Raw genomic sequence first — 18,615 nt, forward strand, 5'->3', positions numbered from 1 at the left:
AGGTTGGGAAAGTCTCCTAAGTATGATTTGGCGGGGGATTTAGTGACACCACACTAGCGAGATGATGAGGCAGGTAGGAAGCGGTAGTAGACTTCCAACATGAGAGTGGCTAAGCATGTGCGGTAGTGCAGTGCTGCGGAGCCGCCACCAGCAAATGAAGTAGCAGTACCATTGATGGCATTGCCACCGCCTGGGCTTTTGAATGAGCCGTCAGGGTTTTGAGCGGCGAGGACTTCATCGCGGAAGAGTTTGTTGTAGTTTCTCCAAGTGGTCCCCCCGATGTTCATCATGGCTTGTCCGTAGTAGTAGTGGGCGTAGAGGTCGGATTCTGCGGTGTCGTAGCCGAAGGTGACTTTCTTTTCAATAAATTTACGACCGGCGCGCACTGTGGCACGGGAGCCTTTGCCCCATTGTTGGTGGCAGAGGATGGAGCCACCCGTCATGGTTGGCTTACCGTTATTTGGCTGGTAGCGAACGCCGCCATCAGCCGCTTGGCAGCTTTCGAGGTATTCAAGGCCTTTGCGTGAAACTGTGGTGAGTTTTTCGAAGCCTTCGATGCCGGTGTATTTACAGGCTTTGAGGGCTTGAAGCTGCCAGCAGACGATGGAGCTATCACCGCCGCGTTGGCCGCTGTAGTCATAGTTGTAGTCCCAGCCGCCAGTGCGTTGGTGCTGTGAGGTGATGATTTGTTGTCCAGCCATGGAGACGACCTCATCGAGGTTTGGAAGGTTGAGGTTTTGTTTGCTACAGAGGGTGTATGCTTCTGCGAGGGCGTAGGTGGCAATACCGTGCTCGTATGGCCAGTGTTTGTCATTCATGTCGGTTGCGAGTTTACCATTGTTAGCCATACCGACATTGACGAGGTAAACGATTGCTTTTTCAACGGTGGCACCGAATTCTGGGGATGCAGGAGTTTCGCAGTGACCGAGGTAGGCGAGGAGGGCGAGTCCGGTGTAGCCGACGCGGTGTTTCTTCTGCCAAGATCCGTCGTTATTTTGTGTTTTCTGGAGGAATTGGAGTGCCTTGACAACGGCGTCTTCACACTCAGGAGTGCCTCCTTCTTTTTTGAGTCGAGCGAGGCGGTCTGCTTTAGAGCAACGCTTTTTCATGGAGTCGGGTATAGAACCGTAGCTGCTGCCACCTGGGCCATTGCCATCGCCATCGTCCCAGCCGTCACCGAAGTCGTCGCCATTACCGAAGTCGAGTGATGGTTCCGTGATTTCGATATCTGGCACAGGTACTGCGGTAGGTGATGCGCTGGTGCTGGCAATGACCTTTGCCATTGAAGATGAGGGGGAGGATGGTTTGCGCTCGACCTGGTTAGGTGTTTCAGGTTGTTCAATGTCATCTTTTTCGGCGAGTCCTGGGGAATAGGAAATGGTTGGGGGAGGGTTTTTCACCTCGATAGTCAGGGCGATGATGAAGAGAATCAGGCCAATTAAGAAGAGTGAGAGTATGGCGATGATGAGAGAAGAGATAGTGGAATTTCTTCTCTGAGCTGCGAGTGCGGCTTTTGCTGTTGGGCTGAGTTGTGCGTGTAGGCTCATGGGTGTTTATAACGATGTGTTACAGGTCTAACTCAGTGGTTGGTTTTTTTATTAGGGCATGTGGGCAAAAAAAATAAGCTATTTCACGGGGTGAAATAGCTTAGGTTCTGTGGGTGATGTGAAATCTGGTTATCGTCGTCTTCTTAAGCAGAGGGCGATGCCTGCGAATGATGCGAGAGAGGCGCTGCTGGGTTCGGGGATAGCTGAGACGGAGTAGTCGAGATTGAGCTGCACATGACGGTTAGGATCTGCTGCTTGATCGCTTGTGATTGAGTACCAGTTTGACGGGCTGGAATCTGAGTTCAGGACAAGGTTGAGCGTGCCTTCTGACGCAGCATTCTGGATGGCTGATTTGAGTGCAGCGGTGTTGAGGCTGATTGTGGCTTGATCGTTATCGGAGGTGTTATCCCAGATGAGGAATGATGATCCCAGTACGGTGCTGAGGCTAGCTCCTGGGGTGGTGTCATCAGGTGATGGGGCGTTCCAAGTAGCAAGAGTATCGCTAAAAGAGGCATTCCATTGGCTCACGATGAGATTTAAGGAAGCGGTACGGCCTCGACGTTCATAGACGGTGAGCGAGGCGGAGTTAATTGTTAGGTTATTATAATTACCTCCTCCATCTGAGTTGACGAGATTGGTGATAGTACTGAGATCGAAGCCTACGAGGATGCGAAGGTTATCAGGTGAGCCATTTGCACCAACGAGTAGCTCGTTGTCAGAATCGCCATTGAAGTTTGTGTTGGGGTTCACATCATTGCGGATGTAGGTGTCTTGGGAGACGCTGGCGCTTATGGTAGCTGCTTGGATCGGGAAGACGCAGAGGGCGGCCATAACGGGGATATATGTTTTTTTCATGGTGTTCTCTATTTTTGAATTATTGGGGGGAGCTAGGGTAAGGTGTGCTGAGTGCTCAGAACTGACACATGCCTTATTGATAAGTGAGTTGTGCGCTTGCTTGGGTGTCACTGTCAGTGATGGTGCGTAGCCAATAGGCTTGGAATGCCTCATCAAAGTGGTGGGTGTGAATTTTGTTAGGTTGAAGCTGGATCGTCTTGTAAGTGACCCAGTGGCCGGTGCCGTCGAGATCCACCTGAATGGTTAGTTTCGTATCAGTGGTGGACTGGAGAGTGATAGATTTTTTATCGAAGCCGGTCATGAGGAAGGGGTCTGAGGGGGTATTTGCTTTGACTTGAGTGTTGAGCCACGGGCCGCCTTTGCCTCGTGGTTTTCCGAGCTTCCAGATGTCATCGACGGCTCCAGCCCAGAGGGCGACTTTGTTATCCTTGGAGCGAATAATGTGTGGGTTCTTAGCTGAGCTTTGGTTGCTCACTCCTGAGAGGATGAAGAGTCCGCGATAGGAACAGAAGTCGTGGATATAGCGGTTATGGGTGGCAACTGCTCTGACTTTACTGATGCCTCCAGCATTGCGTGCAGGAAGTTCATAGAAGGTGCCATGGGCATTGAGGAGGTCGCGCTCCGTCGCGACTTCACGGGCGACTCTGTAGGTGCTTAGTGGGTGATGACCCATGGATGGGTCACCTTTAGGAAGTCGCCAGATCTTGCCATTTTCGTCGGTATAGATGACGGATGCGGAGTCTATGCTAAGAGCCGAATTTGGGATGGTATTTTTTGTTTGCTCAAAGGTATAGGCTTTGGTGTCAGCGGACTCATTGAGCTCAAGTTTGTCATTGAGCAGGTAGAAGCCGATGGGATCATTGTCTTCATTGACAGCGGCGAATGCGAGATCTTGTTTGTTGCCACCTCTTGCTCTAACAACTCCAGCGCTAATTGAAGTGTTAGACTCTGCAAGACCATCAAAAATTGGATCGGAAGAGGCACTGCGAGAGTCGTGGTTGCGGTAGGAGAAGGCGGCGGTGACGCTGCTGCAGGGCTTGGTGTTTTTAATGCGGATCCAGCTGCCTTGTTCTGTTTGATGAAATGGAACGAAGAGGTAGCCAGAGGCTGGTACAGTGACTGTGCGCAGATGTGTCCATTGGTTAGACCCATCTTTATCGACCTCAAGTGAAAACTCTTGAGGTTTTTGAGATTGGTGATGGAGGTGGAGCCCGCGGTGGTCGTAGCCTGAGAAGAGGAATGGGTCTGAGGTTTGGTTTTTGGTGAGGTTTTCACTTCTCCAGACCATGCCGCGACCTATGGCGGGGCCGAGTTGTTTAAGTTGATTGGGTTTGACGAACCAGAGGTTGGATTGTGATTGGGGCGCTGGGATGTGTCCTTTAGCTTTGCGTTTATTGAGGAATTCATTTTTTGCGGTGTCATCGCAGCCGAAGACGATATGGTCATTCCAGTGGGTAAAGTCGCCAATGACTTTGAGATAATTACTCATAGGTGTGAGGCCAGTGGAGGAACTGGCAGTGAATGATTTGGGGAACTGCCAGAAGGTTCCATGCATAGTCATGAGGTAGTGGTCTTGGTTGATATCGCGAATGCGTGGCCATTCTGTGTTCCAGCCATGTGCACCGTCGTAGGAATGCGAGCCTTTGGGTAAGCGGAAGAAGTTCCAGCCATTTTGGTGGTGGCGGCTCGCAAGGATGAGTGACTTGTCATCCCAGCCTATTGACCAGATAGGGTCGGTGGCGGGAGTGGGATTTCCTACGATGCCACCGGGGCCCGTGACTTCTGTGAATTGGTTTCTGCGGATGACGGTCCATGTATCGGCTTTGCCATCCCATTCTGCGAGAACTCCAGAAGGGGTCTCTGGGTTCTTGAGGGCAGCAGAGCCACGCTCACCATTGTTAGAGTACACGTAGACCCCTTGGCCGGAGTAGAAGCCTTTTCCGTGGTAGCCGGGTAGTTTGGCTTTACGGGCATTGGTTTTGCGTTGTTCATCGGCCCATAGCTCTGTGACTTGGAGGGTCTTGGTACCGACTTCATAGATTCCTTCCTCCATGGTGGCGTAGAGGATTTTATTTTCAGGGTCAGTGAGGTGGCGCGCGTTACCAGTGGGGCGGCCAAACATTTTTGAGTAGGGGATTGTGCGCACTTTTCCAGCGTTATCGATGGCGTATGGGCCTATGAAGAGTTGTTGGGATTCTTTATGGACGAGTCGGTTGGCGGGTGTGCCACCGATCGATTCGGATCGAATGGTTTGCCTTAGATCAGGTGTGATCTCATAGAGTTTATCTGAGGATCCTTTTGGGGCGTGAGGAGCGTAGGTAACGGCCCAAAGGCGACCGGCCCAGGGAACAAGTGCACCTGTACCACATTCACCTTCTTGATTGTACATGGTGAGATGAGGGTAGATGCCGGAGAGTGAAATCGGTTGAGCAGGGAGATTGCCGAGTGTGATAGCGAGAGAGATTGGTATAAGTTTATGTGTGTGATGTCCCATGCTAGTAAGGTGTTTTTAGCTTCTTGGAGTGACACATTTATTCTTTAAGGGGTGTGATTTTATGGGCGGATGGAGGGGCAGGAAAATTTTTGAAGAAAGTTGTGTCAGTTTTCTGAGCTGGCTACACTGAGCAATAGGATGGACATTCAAGATGCATGGATAGCAAAGGCAAAGCAGGGGGATTTGGAGGCCTTCGGACGTCTTGTGCAAAGGCATCAGGCGTGGTTGAGGGCCTCATTAAGGGCAAAGTTACGTGATTGGACGGCAGCTGACGATTTGGCGCAGGATGCTTTTGTTACTGCGTATCGTAAGATTGAGAGTTACCGCGGGGAGGGAGAGTTTGAGGCGTGGCTGCAAGGGATTGCTCAAAATCATTTTAGGAATTATATCCGCAAGCGACGGGAAGATTATATAGGAGGTGATGTGGAGCTACAGGCATTGCTCGGAGGCAATGAGGAGGTGGTATGTAGTAATAGAAAGTTAGAGGCACTGCGTGAGTGCTTGGGAAAAGTAAAAGGGCCGATACGAAACTTGTTAGAGATGCGCTATGTCGAGGGGAAAACTATCCGTGAGATATCTGAGGAGACAGCGAATGGGCATTCGACATTGACAATGAAGTTGCATCGAGTGCGGGCGCAATTGGCGGAATGTATCAATTTAGAATCGGGGAAGATGTGATGGGTGATCGGGAGAGAGATATAGTAGATTTAGTGGAGGCGCAATTTGAGGGAAGTGCCAGTGGCGATGAGCGCGCGGCTCTGATCGAAAAGTTAGATGGGAATGATAGTGAGCTCGCAAGGTTCAGGACACAATCTCAGGTGGACGCGATGCTCTCTGTTGTCATGGAAGAAGGGGCGAGTGAGGCTGCGTATATGGAGCGCGTGATGGGGGCGATTCGAGACGACGATGGAGAGCGTTTCAGTCGTGAGGTCATTGGGCGGATTCGTACGAAGAAACGGTGGTTGCAGGCAGCCGCCGTGGTAGCGATGACTCTGTTTATTAGTGGTGTGTGGCTTGGCTTGGGTTCTCGTGAGCCTATGGCTGAGGTTTCGGGCATGCAGAGTGTGGTATGGGGGGCGGAAGCATATGATGTGGGGGATGAGATCAAGCAGGGGGGCAGCGTGGAGGTAAAAAGTGGCTTATTACAGGTGGGTATCGATGAGAAGAGGACCTTGATAGTGGAGGGACCAGCGCGTGTTACTTTCAAAAAGGCAGCGGTTGTGGAAGTTGACTACGGTCGAGTGATGGTGCGCAGCGAGGAGGGTGCGGGAGCGTATCGGGTAGTGACACCACGAGGCGCATTTGAAGATTTTGGGCAAGCAGTGGGTGTTGCAGTCACTGAGGGAGGGGAGGTTGAGACTCATGTGCTAGATGGGAGTGTGGTGGTTGTGAATGAAGATGGGGAGAAGGTGAAAGTGGAGGAAGCGTTACGGATGGAGAGTGGGGAAAGTAGAATGCTGGTAGCTGATCGAGGGCAGTTTTACACTAGTCTGCCGCCTGAGGTCGAGCTGGGTAAGCGTTCTATATCTTGGTCTTTTGATGAGGGAGCGGGTGATAGAGCAGCGGCTCGAGGAAGTGATGGGGAGGGAGCTGAGATGGTTTTTAAATCGATGGATGGTGGGGGGATACCAGAGTGGGTTGAGGGCCCATACGGAGGAGGTTTATTGTTTGATGGTGTGGGGAGTTATGCGGAGAGTAGGTATCGAGGGGTGGCAGGAAGCCAGGCAAGGACAGTTAGTTTTTGGCTCAAGGTGCCTGAGGATTTTTCAGTTCGCCAGGGGTTTGGAATCATTTCGTGGGGTGTGTTAGATAATCGAAGTGAAGTGGGCAAGGCCTGGCAGATTTCAGTGAACCCGATAGATTCAGAGGGGCCGGTAGGTCGTTTACGTTTAGGTTTAGGTTTGGGTCAGGTGGTTGGGACAAAAGATTTGCGTGATGGGCAATGGCACCATGTGGCTGTGGTTTTGTATGGTGGTGCTCAGGTGGATGTAGGAACTCATGTCTTGTTTTATATTGATGGTCAATTGGAGCCGGTATCGAGGCGGGCATTACAGGCTGTGGATACGGAGATTGCGGATGCAAAGCATGGGGTGTGGTTGGGGCGCAATGTGAGTTATCAGAAGAGCGACCCAGGGCATGCACACGGTGGGTTTTTCCGCGGGGCAATTGACGAGTTACAGATATTTGATACGGCGTTGGATCAGGACACGATTCGGGGATTGATGCAGGAAGCTAAGTAGGTGGGGTGTTTTCGATGCGCAAAATCGCAAGTAATACTCGGAATATCGTAAAGACATCTTTTCAGGATGCGTATAGGCTTGCGATGATGAAACACTTACTGACACCGATAGCGACGTTCCTGATGGCGGGAGCGATGAGTTTGACGCAAGCGGCTGAGAAGCCGAATATCATTTTCATTTTGGCGGATGATTTGGGTCATGGCGAGTTGGGGTGTTATGGTCAGGAAAAGATCAAGACACCGCACATTGATCAGCTGGCGAAGGAAGGTATGTTGTTTCATCAGCACTATACGGGAGCGCCTGTTTGTGCACCGGCACGCTGTGTATTGATGACTGGAAAGCATTTGGCGCATGCTGAAATCAGAGGAAATAGAGATTCTGGGAATGGCCGTAAGTTTCCGGGTCAGTGGCCGATCACTGATGGAGCGGTTACGATAGCGGAGGTGTTAAAGGAGGCGGGTTATGCGACTGGTGCGTTTGGTAAATGGGGGTTGGGTCCATCCGATTCAAGTGGCTCACCTAACAAGCAGGGCTTTGATCGATTTTATGGGTACAACTGCCAGCGCAATGCACATAGTTTTTACCCACCATTTTTGGACAGTGATGAGGAAGAGGTGACGATTAACAAGAAGCCGATTCCGGGGCATTTACGCAAGATGGAGGGACCCATTGACGCGAATGATTACCGGGCTGAGATGTACTCTTCCGACCTCGTGTTAGAGGAATCGATAAAGTTTATTGATAAGAACAAGGACAAGCCATTTTTCCTTTATTTACCATTCTTGGAGCCTCATGTTGCGATGCAGCCACCACAGGAATGGATCGACAAGTATCCGGCGGAATGGGACGATCCAGAGCAGGGAGGTAAGGGGGTGTATCGGGGGCAGAATGGATATTTACCGCATGATCGGCCACGTGCTGCCTATGCTGCGATGGTGTCAGATCTAGACGAGCATGTGGGCACGGTGCTGGCACGGATTAAAAAGCATGGTTTGGAGGACAACACGGTTGTGATTTTCACTTCGGACAATGGGACTACGCATCAGGGGGGTGACCCGAAGTTTCACATTGGGGGATGTGATGCGGAGTTTTTCAATGCGACAGCAGGTCTGCGTGGATATAAAGGAAGTTGTTATGAGGGTGGGATTCGTATTCCAGCGATTGTTAAATGGCCTGGTAAGATCAAGGCGGGTAGCACTAACAATGAGCCAACATACTTTCCAGATTGGTTTCCGACCTTGGTGACTATGGCGGGAGCTGAGATGCCAAAAGAGAAGTTAGATGGTTTGGATATGAATGGTGTGTTGGCCGGTAAGCCATTACCGAAGCGTGAGGAACTCATGATTTGGGATTTCCACAATTACGGAGGCATTATTGCGATTCGCGATGGGAAGTGGAAGGCACTACGTCGGGGCTTGTTGGCGCGCAAGGGTAAGTCACCACAGCCGTGGGAGCTTTATGACATTGAGAGCGATCCAAAGGAAACGAAAAACTTGGCTCAGCAATATCCTGAGAAAGTGAAGCGTTTGGAGGCATTTTGGTTGGAAACGCGTACGGTTGAAGACGACTTCAAGATACCTTTTGTTGATGGCAAGAAGAGCTTAGACTAGGCGTCGTGGCCAAATTGCTGCTGCAAGCATGGGGCTGATAGCGTATGACATGGGGTATGGAAATTGATGGTGATTGCCATACCCTTCGCTCTGCAGGGAAGTACGGTAGATTGATAGAGGTCGTGCGTGAGGCTGTGGAGTTGGACCGTGTAGCGGTTCAAAGGTCTTGGCAGTACAAGAAGTGGTGTGCGGAGCGCTGGAAAAACCTGTTCATTTCAGAGGCTGTAAGGGATGAGGCTGCTTTGGCTGTGGCGAAGAAAAAGTATGGAAAGCAGAGTGATAGGGCTGCCGTTGCTCTTCGTTTTTTACGTGAGACTGATGCTGCATTTGCGGATGTTGAGATGCCGGCATGCGAGTTTTCTAGCTTGAGAGAAACGCGTTTTATTTTTTGTCCCGGGCTGCTGAATGGTCTGTTACCGGTGCGAGCATTCCAGCGTGCTTTACCTGAGTTAGAGCGTGATGGGTTGTGTCAGGTTTTGCGAGCCGATTTGCATCCTTTGGCTGGATGTGAGAGTAACGCTGAGCATCTGGCGAGAGCCATTGAATTGGGTGTGGGCTTGAGTGCTGATAGAGAGTTGGTTGACGAGAAGGCGGCTCAGGAGCCTAAGAATGTCATTCTCTTTGGCTATTCCAAGGGTGTGGCAGACATTTTGACATTGCTAGTTAAGCGACCAGATTTGGCGTCACGTATCAAGTGTATCTTCAGCTGGGCAGGGGCGGCTGGTGGATCGTATATCGCTGATGATGTCTACAGCGTGCTGAGTGGTGTTGAGGAAGATCCTGATTTGTTAGATAAAGCAATTGCAAGTATGGCACCATTTACGAAGCTGCCGGAGATTGTGCAGCGTCGGAAGGATGAGACGGAGATCAAGCTGGCTTTGAGGGATTTGACGACTATGTGGCGTCGGCAATTCATGTTGGAGCATGAGAGGTTGATCAATGATTTGGGAATTCCGATCTTTAATTTAAGTGGGTCGACATCAGCGATGGAGGTTCCGAGTTTTCAATTTCAGGGGGCGATGCGATTGAATAAGATTGATGGTAACAATGACATGCAAGTGACTCAGGACCAATCACGCATTCAGATGCCGATGGCTACTGATTTAGCGATGTTACATGCGCACCATTGGGACATGAGTTACGATAGTTTTCCCAAGGCGATTCGGATGAGCTCACCTCATTTAGATCATCCGTTTCCGAAGAAGGCGGCATTGCTTGCAAGCATTCAGTTGGCGTATGAGTTAGGGCTGGCATCCTGAAGCTTGTTTATCGATATTGCGCACTGGTTGTCTATAAAGACAGGTGCTCAGCTGTAAGGGGGGAGAAAAGAATGGAGTAGTATGCCTATGGAAAGACGTCACTTTGTGAAACTCATGTTGCCTGCAGCTCTCATCCAGCCATTGGCGGCGCAGGGGGGGGCAAGCAAACCCTTGTTGAGGTTTGGAGCTATTGCCGATCCTCAGTATGCGGATAAAGACATGCGCCGGAATCGGTTTTACAGGAAATCCCCCGCGAAGTTAGAGAAGGCCATTACAGCGCTCAATAAGCATCCTTTGGATTTTGTGGTGACATTGGGCGATATGATCGACTGTGAGTTTGAGAGTTTTGGGCCGATGATGGAGCGCTATGCTCGTTTACGGGTTCCTCATTACAAAGTGTATGGCAATCATGACTTTGAGGTTGCGGATGCAGACAAAGGCAAGGTGGCTGCTGCTATGGAGATGCCAGAGCTTGGCTATTACGCGGTAGAATATGGTGGGTGGAAGTTGTTGTTCTTGGATGGGACTGAGTTGAGTACCTATCGCTATCCTTCAAAAGACCCACGTACAGTGGCTGCGGAAGCTGAGCGTGTGAAACTCCAGAAGGCAGGCGTGGTCTCAGCATTGAGCTGGAATGGAGGGATGTCTAAAGCGCAGTTCGAGTGGCTACAGAAGGTGTTAGATCAGGCGGAGGCTGCGGGACAAAAGGTTATCGTGATGAACCATTTTCCGATTTTACCTGAAGGTGATAGGCATAATTTGTGGAATGCAGAGCAACTGCTAGAGAGGCTTGATGCTTCATCCCAGGTTGTTGCGTACATGAATGGGCACAATCACAAAGGCGGGTATGTGGATCACAAGGGGGTGCACTATGTCAACTTTAAGGGAATGGTCGAGAGTGCGAAGGAGACCGCCTATGCGGTGGTGAGTTGTTACAGCGATCGGATAGAAATTGAGGGCTTTGGAGCGGAGCCTGATCGAAAGCTTAAGCTTTGAGTGAATCGATCCAATGTTTATGAGAAGCTGGCAATGGCTTTAGGAACGTTTGTTGTGATTGGTAGACCTCGTGAATGGCTTCACAAGTCATTTGGTATTGGGATTGTGAGGGGAATGAGTCAGCCCAATTTCTTTGATCCATGCTTGGGTCGTAGTTACTCTCAGGATTGGTTAGAATGGCATGGAGGCTTCGCAGGAGTGGGTTAGTGAGCGTTTGGGGTTTAAGTCGTTTCAGATCCTTTTCTGCCTCTTTGCGAGCCTTGGATTCGAGAACACTTTGTTTTTGGTTGCGCAATTTATCGCCAAGGAATTTTGAGCCAAGCTGGATGGCTGAATTTCCCAGTGAAGGCAGGAGTGCTTTGGCGGCTATGCCGATGCCTACCACTGGGTTGATGAGAGCGACAGCACCTCCAATGAGAAGAATGCCTCCGCTGACCTTGTAGGTTTCGGTATCAATGCGGTCTGCAATCTCGTCTAAGTGTTTCGCGAGAAGGGACTCGTCGGAGGCGTTCTGTAGGCTTGTCGTTGTTTGTGAGGTGATGAGAGCCGTTTCTAGATGGGCCAAGGTGCTCGGATCGGGGAGATGAAAGATTCTCTCCTTTGGGAGGCAATTTTCAGCTCCGACTCCAGGAGGGAGCACGCGCTTGGAATAGATGGTGAAGCCTCTTAGAGGGTCAGGAATGGGGATTAAAAAGTAGTGGGTGGCATCAGTTTCTCCTTCGCTGTCTTCGGCTGCGTAGAGTGCACCAAAGAGGTCAATGCTCTTCCATTGGGTGTGTACTGAGTGGAGGCCACTTGCCATGATCTCTCTCCCCATGACGGCGAGGTCTGAAGTCTTAGAGGTGATTTGTTTCAGTTGTGAAATCATAGATTTGGTTTTGCTATTTTTAGGCGTGTGGATACGCCCCTGTCGACCCAGAAGGTGGTAATGATTTCAATTTATTAACTATTTATATGCGAGAAATTTATGGTGTATTCCCATGGTGAGCCTGGTGTTGAGGATGGGTTTGGTAGGGTGCGGGTAGAGGTAAGGTTAAGGAATTTTTATTCTTTGGCACATTTAAATAACATGAATTTCCTACTATCGATGGGCGATGAATGTTAGATTAAAAATCTATATTTATCACAATGAAAAGTTATCTAATGTCGTTAGTTGGTGTGGTTACATTTTGTGTCACAATTGAAGCAGCTCCTGAGAAGCCTAACATTATCGTTCTCATTTCAGACGATACTGGCTGGGGTGATTTAGGAGCGTATGGAGGGGGGGCTGGACGTGGAATGGCGACGCCGAATTTTGACCGTATGGCGAATGAAGGCATGCAGTTTTGGTCGTACTATGGTCAGACGAGCTGTACTCCCGGTCGTGCTGCCATGTTGACTGGGCGTAACCCTAACCGCTCAGGCATGACAACAGTGGCATTCCAGGGGCAGGGAGGAGGACTTCCTGCTGCCGAATGGACTTATGCTTCGGTATTGAAGAAAGCGGGTTACAATACCTTTTATGCGGGGAAGTGGCATCTTGGTGAAGACGATTATGCCATGCCGATCGCGCATGGATTTGATGTGATGAAGAACACCTTTCTTTATCACTTGAATGCTTATACATATCCATTGGAGTCCTTCAATCCGGATATGGAGCCAGAGTTGCGTGAAGCATTCAAGAAGATCACTACTGGTTTGTTAGAAGGTGAAGCTGTTGGCAAAGCGAAGGAAGTGGCGAAGATCGACGACTCTAACATCGCTGAAATTGATGTGATGACGACCAAGGTTTCACTCGAGTACCTCGAAAAGTACGCGAAGGAGGACAAGCCGTTTTTGATGAGTATTAATTTCGGTAAGAACCACCAGCCGAATATTCCGGCGAAAGCATTTAAAGGGAAGTCTGCGGCGAAGAGTAAGTACGCGGATTCAGTGTGTGAACTGGATCATCACGTCGGCCAGACCATGGACAAGATCCGTGAGCTTGGGATCGATAAGAACACACTCGTGATCTACACCGTGGACAATGGTGCCTGGCAGGATGTGCATCCAGATTCAGGCTATACTCCATTTCGCGGTACCAAAGGAAACTGCCGTGAAGGTGGTAGCCGTGTGCCAGCCATTGCGTGGTGGCCGGGAGTGATTGAGCCTAATAGCAAGTCGCACGCGATTGTGGGCGGGCTCGATATGATGGCGACTTTTGCCTCTCTCGCTGGCCTTGAGCTTCCTAAAAAGGACCGTGAAGGCAAACCAGTTGTTTTCGATTCTTATGATATGACACCCTTGTTAGAGGGCAAGGAAGAGGACTGGAAACGTAAGTCTTGGTTCTACTTCACTGAACAAGAGCTTTCCCCTGGTGCGATTCGTGTTGGAAAGTGGAAGGCGGTATTTAACCTTCGTGGCGACAATGGTGCGATGGCGGGCTCTGAAGCGCCTGCTGCCGAGCTCGGTTGGCGTGGTCCTAGCAAGTATGCTGCGACCGTCCCTGCGATTTATGATCTCTGGCAGGACCCGCAAGAACGTTACGACGTGTTCATGAATAGTTATACAGAGAAGACTTGGACTCTGGTGATGTTCAATGAAGCGCAAGCGCAGTTGATGAAGAGTTACGAAAAGGATGAGCCGCGTAAGATGCAGAGTGAGGTCTACACTGGTCCTATGACGATCGAGCGCTTCCGTAAAATTGAGGAGGTGAAAGACGTGCTCAAGAAGAAGGGGATCGAGCTACCGAAGGAGTAGTTCTTGATGTAAGTTTAATCAGGAAGCTGGTAAACATAGTCTACCAGCTTTCTATGTTACAGGGGATCAGGATCCAAAGCCTCGTATTTCTATTGAACCTCGAAGAGGTTCATTCTCCAAGCCCAGTGTTACGTAGTAACGCCGGGCGGTATGAGTCTAGATAAGAGAAGTCTGAAAGACTTCAGGCTTGGATCGTGTCTTGATCTAAGTTCATGTTAGAGTGTCATGTCTCAGTCATTGTCGCGCATTTATTTGCACATTATTTTTTCTACGAAAGAGAGGTTTCCTCATTTGACCGAGGATGTTTTGAGGGAGGAGACGCATGCGTATCTAGGTGGGGTGGCTAAGTCTATGGGCTGCCAACCAGTGATTGTTGGAGGCGTAGCGGATCATGTACATTTGCTTCTTTGTTTTTCTCGGACGATGGAGGTGGCTAGTCTTGTGAGAGATCTCAAGCGGAGGTCTTCTGTGTGGCTCCACGACAAAGGTATAGACAAGTTTGCGTGGCAGAATGGTTATGGGGTGTTTTCCGTTGCACTATCGAATGTTGGTGAGGTGGAAACCTATATTCGGAATCAAGAGGAGCATCATCGGAAAGTGGGATTTCAAGAAGAGTATGGCGCTTTTTTGAAGAAGCATGCTGTCCAGTATGATGAGCGGTATGTGTGGGATTGATAGAGCACATGCCGCAACGCTTTCAGCGTTGGGTGCTCATGCTGTGGTTTGGTCCCAAGGTGGTCGCCTGCGGCTCGACCTTGGGCTGGGAGAGGGAAGTCCATTGGACTTTATTGGCTAGAAGGGTTGGGGAGTTGAATGAATGTGTGAAGTGTTAGGAATGAGACACTCCGTTTTGTCTAATGTGGAGTTGTTGCTCAGGCCGAATCAGGTGTTAATATGTGTTGATAATGGTTTCATGCAGCAACGCTTTCAGCGTTGGATATAGGTGTTGTGGTTTGGTCCCAAGGTGGTCGCCTGCGGCTTGACCTTGGGCTGGGAGAGGGAAGTCCGTTGGACTTTTTACTGGAGGTGATATCCGATGTGGGAGAGAGTTTTGATATGAGGTTTCTTTCTATTTTTTGTGTGTTGTTGTGTAGTTCTGTTTTTTTGACTGCTGAAGAGTTTCTATTGTACGAGGAAAAGTCACGTGGTGTTGGCACAAAATGGCAGATGACAAACAAGACTCATTCGAAAGATATTCGGGCAGAAGTATTTGGAGTTGATGAGGGTTCAGTGGTTGTTCGTTCGGAAGCCTTGGTGGAGCATCTCTCGGAAGTCGAAGTTCTCTCAGAGCATCGTCACATTATCACAATTTTAAAAAATGAAATGACTTCGACCATGCTTGATGGAGACGATAGGCGAGAATCTGAAGTGAAAAATTTAGGTGTATTGGTGGGGAGGAAACTTGAGTTTGAGTATCGATTTTCTCAATGGAATTTTAGGCCAAGTAAAGAACAATGGTCAGAAGCAGAGTTAGCAAGGATAGCTGACATCATAGACGTAATGAATTCTGAGCGGCGGATATATGGAGGTGGGAAGCGTAAAGTCGGTCAGTCTTGGAGAATCTCAGCTTCAGATTGGATGTCAGGAGCGATGGATTGGAAAAACTTAGATGGGGACGTTAAGGTGCATTTTCTAGAGGTAGTGAAACACGAGGGTAGGAGGTGCGCTTTATTGAAGATAGTTGGTGATGTAGAGGGGACGACCATAGAGGAGGGAGAGAATGTAGTATCTATTAAAGGAGAGGTTCACATATATCGTGACTTAGAGCTATTGATTGATGTGTCTGAAAAGGCAGATCTTAAATGGAGCTGTAAGTCATCGACGGACGAGGGAGTGGTACAAATTGATTTTAATTACATGAGTAACAGCAAGGCTGTTCAAGTTACTCCGTAAATTTTTTGATGAAAAAGGGCTGATAGATGTTTCTATCAGCCCTTTTGTGTGGAGTTTTTCTTAACTGGTTGTTAGCCGAGCTTTTCTTTTGCAGCTGCGAGGAGGGCGTCTGCTTTGTCGAGCTCTGGTGCTGCGCCGCGTGCTTGGTCTGGCTTGCCGCCGCCTTTGCCGCCTGCGATTGGGCCGAGCTCTTGGATGAGCTTGCCAGCTTGGAGACCGGCAGCTTGAGCGTCAGGTCCACAGAAGGCACCGATGTGGAGGCGTGAGCCATCGTTGACGATGAAGAACGCCGCTTTTGTGTACTGTTTCTTTTTGCAGCCATTTATCAGTTCCTGAAGCAAGCTTGCAGGGCCTTCGACGAGGGCGGCTAAGTTTTCAGTTTCCAGTTTCCAGTTTCCAGTTGAATCCTCGGCTAGTGCCTCGTTGAGCATATTATCAGCCATAGCTGCTGCTGCACCTGCTTGTGCTTTCTTGAGCTTCTTGTCGGCAGCGGTGACGGTGTCACGGAGGCCTTGGGTGTAGGCGAGTGACTTGTTGAAGGTGTTGTTCACTTCCTCGAAGGATGCTTCAGCAAGCATGCCGGACATAATGTGTGCTTCGAGTGGGTAGTGGATTTCTTCTGCTCCAACAGCTTTGAGACCTTCGTTGATCTTCTCGAGTTTGGCGCGGAGTTCGTCTTCCTCGTGGCCATTCTTTTCCATGATACCGCGTGCCCAATCGTAGGCTGCGACACCACAAGCGGCTTCGATACGGCGGACGCCGGAAGCGATCGCGCTCTCGGATTTGATCTTGAAGATGCCGATGTCAGCAGTGTTGTCGAGGTGGGTACCACCGCAAAGTTCCATAGCGTAGCCATCGAGCCCGAGCTCGTTGCCGCCGATCTGAACCACGCGAACCATCTCGCCGTACTTGTCGCCGAAGAACTGCATGATGTCCTTGCGGTTCTTGACGTCAGCGTGTGGGACCTCGTTGTAGAAGACGCCGGAGTTCTCCGCGATCTTCTGGTTCACTTTGACTTCGATTTCAGCAATCTGCTCAGGTGTGAGCGCGCCAGAAGTGAAGTCGAAACGGAGACGGTCGGTTGTGACGAGGGAGCCTTGCTGGGTCGCATCGCTAGAGACGACTTCGTGGAGTGCCCAGTGAAGAAGGTGAGTCGCTGTGTGGTGTGTTTCGATACGGCGACGGCGCTTAGCATCGACTGTTAGGGCAACGGTGTCGCCAACTTTGATAGCGGATGACGGATTGCTGATTGCGGATTTGGAAATCTCGTGTGCGATCGCTTGGCCGATCTTTTGCACAGAGGTGACTTCGATTGCTTCGCCGAAGTTGCCATCTTTGAATGGTGTGAGGATACCTGTGTCGCCGAGCTGGCCACCCATTTCTACGTAGTATGGGGAGCGATCAGTGATGACTAAGAGAGACTCTTCACCTTCGTGAATTTCGAGCACTTTCGCTTCGCTAGAGTCTTCGCTGTAGCCGGTGAATTCGGTTTCTACATCGGAAGAAATGTCGAGCGCGCGGACGACGGTCTTCTTCTGAGATGCTTGGGAAAGCGTGCGAGCTTCGTCCATGCGCTTCTCGAAGCCATCCATGTCGATCTCGAGCTTGCGCTCCTGACAGAGGAGTTCGGTGAGGTCGATTGGGAAACCGTATGTATCGTAAAGTTCGAAAGCGAAGTCGCCGGATATCTTTCCTTTTTCCGCTTCTTTGTCGAACATGCCGAGGCCACGGTCGAGGGTGCGGTTGAAGGATTCTTCCTCGCGAGTCAGTGTCTCTTTGATCGCTTCGCGGCGTTCGCCCATTTCTGGGAAGGTGCCTTTCATCTGGTCCACGAGTACGTCGACGAGCTGTGGAAGGAATGGCGTCTCACCTGTGAAACCGAGTGTGCGACCGTACCTCACAGCGCGACGTAAGATGCGGCGAAGGACGTAGTTGCGGCCGGTGTTACCCGGAAGGATGCCATCAGCGATGGAGAAGGAAAGGGTACGGATGTGGTCGGCGATGACGCGGAAGGCGACAGCCTCTTTCATCTCCGCAGAGAGGGTGGACTTGTCGACTTCGACGGACTCTGGGTAGATGTCGTTGTACTTCTTGTTAGAAATCTCTTCGAGCTTAGCGAAGATTGGCGTGAAGACGTCGGTCGCGTAGTTGGTAGGCTTCTGCGAGAAGTCGGTGAAGCCTTTGGTTCCCTGATAGATCGAGCATGCGCGCTCGAAGCCCATGCCGGTATCGACGTGCTTGGATGGAAGGTCACGGAAAGTGCCGTCAGCTTCGGCATTGTACTGAATGAAAACGAGGTTCCAGACTTCGATACAGAGGTCGGAGTCCATGTTGACGAGCTTGCCCTCAGTGTCGCCGTTAGGAGTGAGGTCGACGTGGAGCTCGGAGCACGGGCCGCATGGGCCAGTTTCGCCCATCATCCAGAAGTTGTCCGCCTTGTTGCCATCGACAATGTGCTTCTTCGGGTCGAGGCCCTTGGATTCGAAAAGTTTTGCCCAGAGGTCGTAGGCTTCTTGGTCGAATTCGGATGGGTCACCGAGTGATTTGTCCGGACGGTAGACCGATGCGTAGAGACGCTCTGCTGGGAAGCCGAGGCGCTCGACGATGTATTCCCACCCCCACTGGATGGCTTCAGCTTTGAAGTAGTCGCCGAAGGACCAGTTCCCAAGCATCTCGAACATGGTGTGGTGGTAGGTGTCGTAGCCGACATCATCGAGGTCGTTGTGCTTACCACCTGCACGGATACATTTCTGCGTGTCAGCTGCACGCGGTGGATCGTATGGAGCCTTTTCGGTGCCGAGGAAGTAAGGGACAAACTGGTTCATGCCCGCATTGGTGAAGAGCAGGCCAGGGGACTGTGGAAGCAAGGAGGCGGAAGGCACGATGGTGTGCTTTTGCTCCTTGAAGAAGTCGAAGAATGATTGGCGTATTTCGTTCGCGGTCATGAGATTGCTTGTCGCTTATCTAGTTGTGAAAAGTGGAGAGCTCTTGAGCAATGGCTCA

The 18,615-nt window shown here is 50.4% G+C and carries 13 protein-coding genes; 8 read left to right on the forward strand and 5 right to left on the reverse strand.

Annotated features, from left to right (window positions below; all coding sequences use genetic code 11):
* Window positions 1-53 precede the first annotated feature (53 nt).
* The 3 genes from ACFSW8_RS16880 to ACFSW8_RS16890 all read right to left on the reverse strand — a co-directional run bounded on the left by ACFSW8_RS16880 (window position 54) and on the right by ACFSW8_RS16890 (window position 4,896).
* Window positions 54-1,547, reverse strand: a complete 1,494-nt coding sequence (locus tag ACFSW8_RS16880; RefSeq protein ID WP_377087869.1) for a prenyltransferase/squalene oxidase repeat-containing protein — start codon at window positions 1,545-1,547, stop codon at window positions 54-56.
* 129 nt (window positions 1,548-1,676) lie between these two features.
* Window positions 1,677-2,402, reverse strand: a complete 726-nt coding sequence (locus ACFSW8_RS16885; protein ID WP_377178826.1) for a CBM96 family carbohydrate-binding protein — start codon at window positions 2,400-2,402, stop codon at window positions 1,677-1,679.
* Between the two features lie 73 nt (window positions 2,403-2,475).
* The gene (locus ACFSW8_RS16890; protein ID WP_377087866.1) at window positions 2,476-4,896 is read right to left on the reverse strand and encodes a hypothetical protein; all 2,421 of its coding nucleotides are present in this window, start codon (window positions 4,894-4,896) and stop codon (window positions 2,476-2,478) included.
* 138 nt (window positions 4,897-5,034) lie between these two features.
* On the opposite strand from ACFSW8_RS16890, the gene ACFSW8_RS16895 reads away from it, so the two are divergent.
* The 5 genes from ACFSW8_RS16895 to ACFSW8_RS16915 all read left to right on the forward strand — a co-directional run bounded on the left by ACFSW8_RS16895 (window position 5,035) and on the right by ACFSW8_RS16915 (window position 11,001).
* Entirely contained in the window at window positions 5,035-5,574 is a 540-nt protein-coding gene (locus tag ACFSW8_RS16895; protein ID WP_377178828.1) for a sigma-70 family RNA polymerase sigma factor, read from the forward strand.
* Entirely contained in the window at window positions 5,544-7,136 is a 1,593-nt protein-coding gene (locus ACFSW8_RS16900) for a LamG domain-containing protein (protein WP_377087862.1), read from the forward strand. The genes ACFSW8_RS16895 and ACFSW8_RS16900 overlap by 31 nt, the downstream gene beginning before the upstream one ends.
* An 83-nt stretch (window positions 7,137-7,219) precedes the next feature.
* On the forward strand, window positions 7,220-8,746 hold the full coding sequence (locus ACFSW8_RS16905; RefSeq protein ID WP_377178830.1) for an arylsulfatase: 1,527 nt from the start codon (window positions 7,220-7,222) through the stop codon (window positions 8,744-8,746).
* A 44-nt stretch (window positions 8,747-8,790) separates the two neighbouring features.
* Window positions 8,791-10,005, forward strand: coding sequence for a hypothetical protein (locus tag ACFSW8_RS16910; RefSeq protein WP_377178832.1), 1,215 nt, complete (start codon window positions 8,791-8,793; stop codon window positions 10,003-10,005).
* Between the two features lie 81 nt (window positions 10,006-10,086).
* On the forward strand, window positions 10,087-11,001 hold the full coding sequence (locus tag ACFSW8_RS16915; RefSeq protein WP_377087857.1) for a metallophosphoesterase: 915 nt from the start codon (window positions 10,087-10,089) through the stop codon (window positions 10,999-11,001).
* Here ACFSW8_RS16915 and ACFSW8_RS16920 read toward each other — a convergent pair.
* Window positions 10,991-11,869 carry a hypothetical protein gene (locus ACFSW8_RS16920; protein ID WP_377087856.1) on the reverse strand — a complete coding sequence of 293 codons (879 nt, stop codon included), beginning with the start codon at window positions 11,867-11,869 and terminating at the stop codon, window positions 10,991-10,993. The genes ACFSW8_RS16915 and ACFSW8_RS16920 overlap by 11 nt on opposite strands.
* Before the next feature lie 260 nt (window positions 11,870-12,129).
* Here ACFSW8_RS16920 and ACFSW8_RS16925 point away from each other — a divergent pair, with 260 nt between their 5' ends.
* The 3 genes from ACFSW8_RS16925 to ACFSW8_RS16935 all read left to right on the forward strand — a co-directional run bounded on the left by ACFSW8_RS16925 (window position 12,130) and on the right by ACFSW8_RS16935 (window position 15,612).
* Window positions 12,130-13,719, forward strand: coding sequence for an arylsulfatase (locus tag ACFSW8_RS16925; RefSeq protein WP_377087852.1), 1,590 nt, complete (start codon window positions 12,130-12,132; stop codon window positions 13,717-13,719).
* 225 nt (window positions 13,720-13,944) lie between these two features.
* The gene (tnpA, locus tag ACFSW8_RS16930) at window positions 13,945-14,394 is read left to right on the forward strand and encodes an IS200/IS605 family transposase (RefSeq protein WP_377087851.1); all 450 of its coding nucleotides are present in this window, start codon (window positions 13,945-13,947) and stop codon (window positions 14,392-14,394) included.
* Window positions 14,395-14,667: 273 nt separating this feature from the next.
* Window positions 14,668-15,612: a hypothetical protein gene (locus ACFSW8_RS16935; RefSeq protein WP_377087848.1), complete on the forward strand. Its 945-nt coding sequence runs from the start codon at window positions 14,668-14,670 to the stop codon at window positions 15,610-15,612.
* A 71-nt stretch (window positions 15,613-15,683) separates the two neighbouring features.
* Here ACFSW8_RS16935 and alaS read toward each other — a convergent pair whose 3' ends face one another.
* Window positions 15,684-18,557 (reverse strand): alanine--tRNA ligase, encoded by a 2,874-nt coding sequence (alaS, locus tag ACFSW8_RS16940; protein ID WP_377087846.1) that lies wholly within the window; start codon window positions 18,555-18,557, stop codon window positions 15,684-15,686.
* Between the last annotated feature and the right edge of the window lie 58 nt (window positions 18,558-18,615).

This window comes from Rubritalea tangerina (assembly GCF_042683245.1).
Classification (GTDB): Bacteria; Verrucomicrobiota; Verrucomicrobiia; order Verrucomicrobiales; family Akkermansiaceae; genus Rubritalea; species Rubritalea tangerina.

Excerpts from the sequence above, each read along its gene's own strand:
- ACFSW8_RS16900 (WP_377087862.1), top strand. The coding sequence starts at position 5,544 with ATGTATCAATTTAGAATCGGGGAAGATGTGATGGGTGATCGGGAGAGA.
- ACFSW8_RS16915 (WP_377087857.1), top strand. The coding sequence starts at position 10,087 with ATGCCTATGGAAAGACGTCACTTTGTGAAACTCATGTTGCCTGCAGCT.
- tnpA (WP_377087851.1), top strand. The coding sequence starts at position 13,945 with ATGTCTCAGTCATTGTCGCGCATTTATTTGCACATTATTTTTTCTACG.
- ACFSW8_RS16890 (WP_377087866.1), bottom strand. The coding sequence starts at position 4,896 with ATGGGACATCACACACATAAACTTATACCAATCTCTCTCGCTATCACA.
- ACFSW8_RS16885 (WP_377178826.1), bottom strand. The coding sequence starts at position 2,402 with ATGAAAAAAACATATATCCCCGTTATGGCCGCCCTCTGCGTCTTCCCG.
- ACFSW8_RS16905 (WP_377178830.1), top strand. The coding sequence starts at position 7,220 with ATGATGAAACACTTACTGACACCGATAGCGACGTTCCTGATGGCGGGA.
- ACFSW8_RS16895 (WP_377178828.1), top strand. The coding sequence starts at position 5,035 with ATGGACATTCAAGATGCATGGATAGCAAAGGCAAAGCAGGGGGATTTG.
- ACFSW8_RS16910 (WP_377178832.1), top strand. The coding sequence starts at position 8,791 with ATGACATGGGGTATGGAAATTGATGGTGATTGCCATACCCTTCGCTCT.
- ACFSW8_RS16920 (WP_377087856.1), bottom strand. The coding sequence starts at position 11,869 with ATGATTTCACAACTGAAACAAATCACCTCTAAGACTTCAGACCTCGCC.
- ACFSW8_RS16880 (WP_377087869.1), bottom strand. The coding sequence starts at position 1,547 with ATGAGCCTACACGCACAACTCAGCCCAACAGCAAAAGCCGCACTCGCA.
- ACFSW8_RS16925 (WP_377087852.1), top strand. The coding sequence starts at position 12,130 with ATGAAAAGTTATCTAATGTCGTTAGTTGGTGTGGTTACATTTTGTGTC.
- alaS (WP_377087846.1), bottom strand. The coding sequence starts at position 18,557 with ATGACCGCGAACGAAATACGCCAATCATTCTTCGACTTCTTCAAGGAG.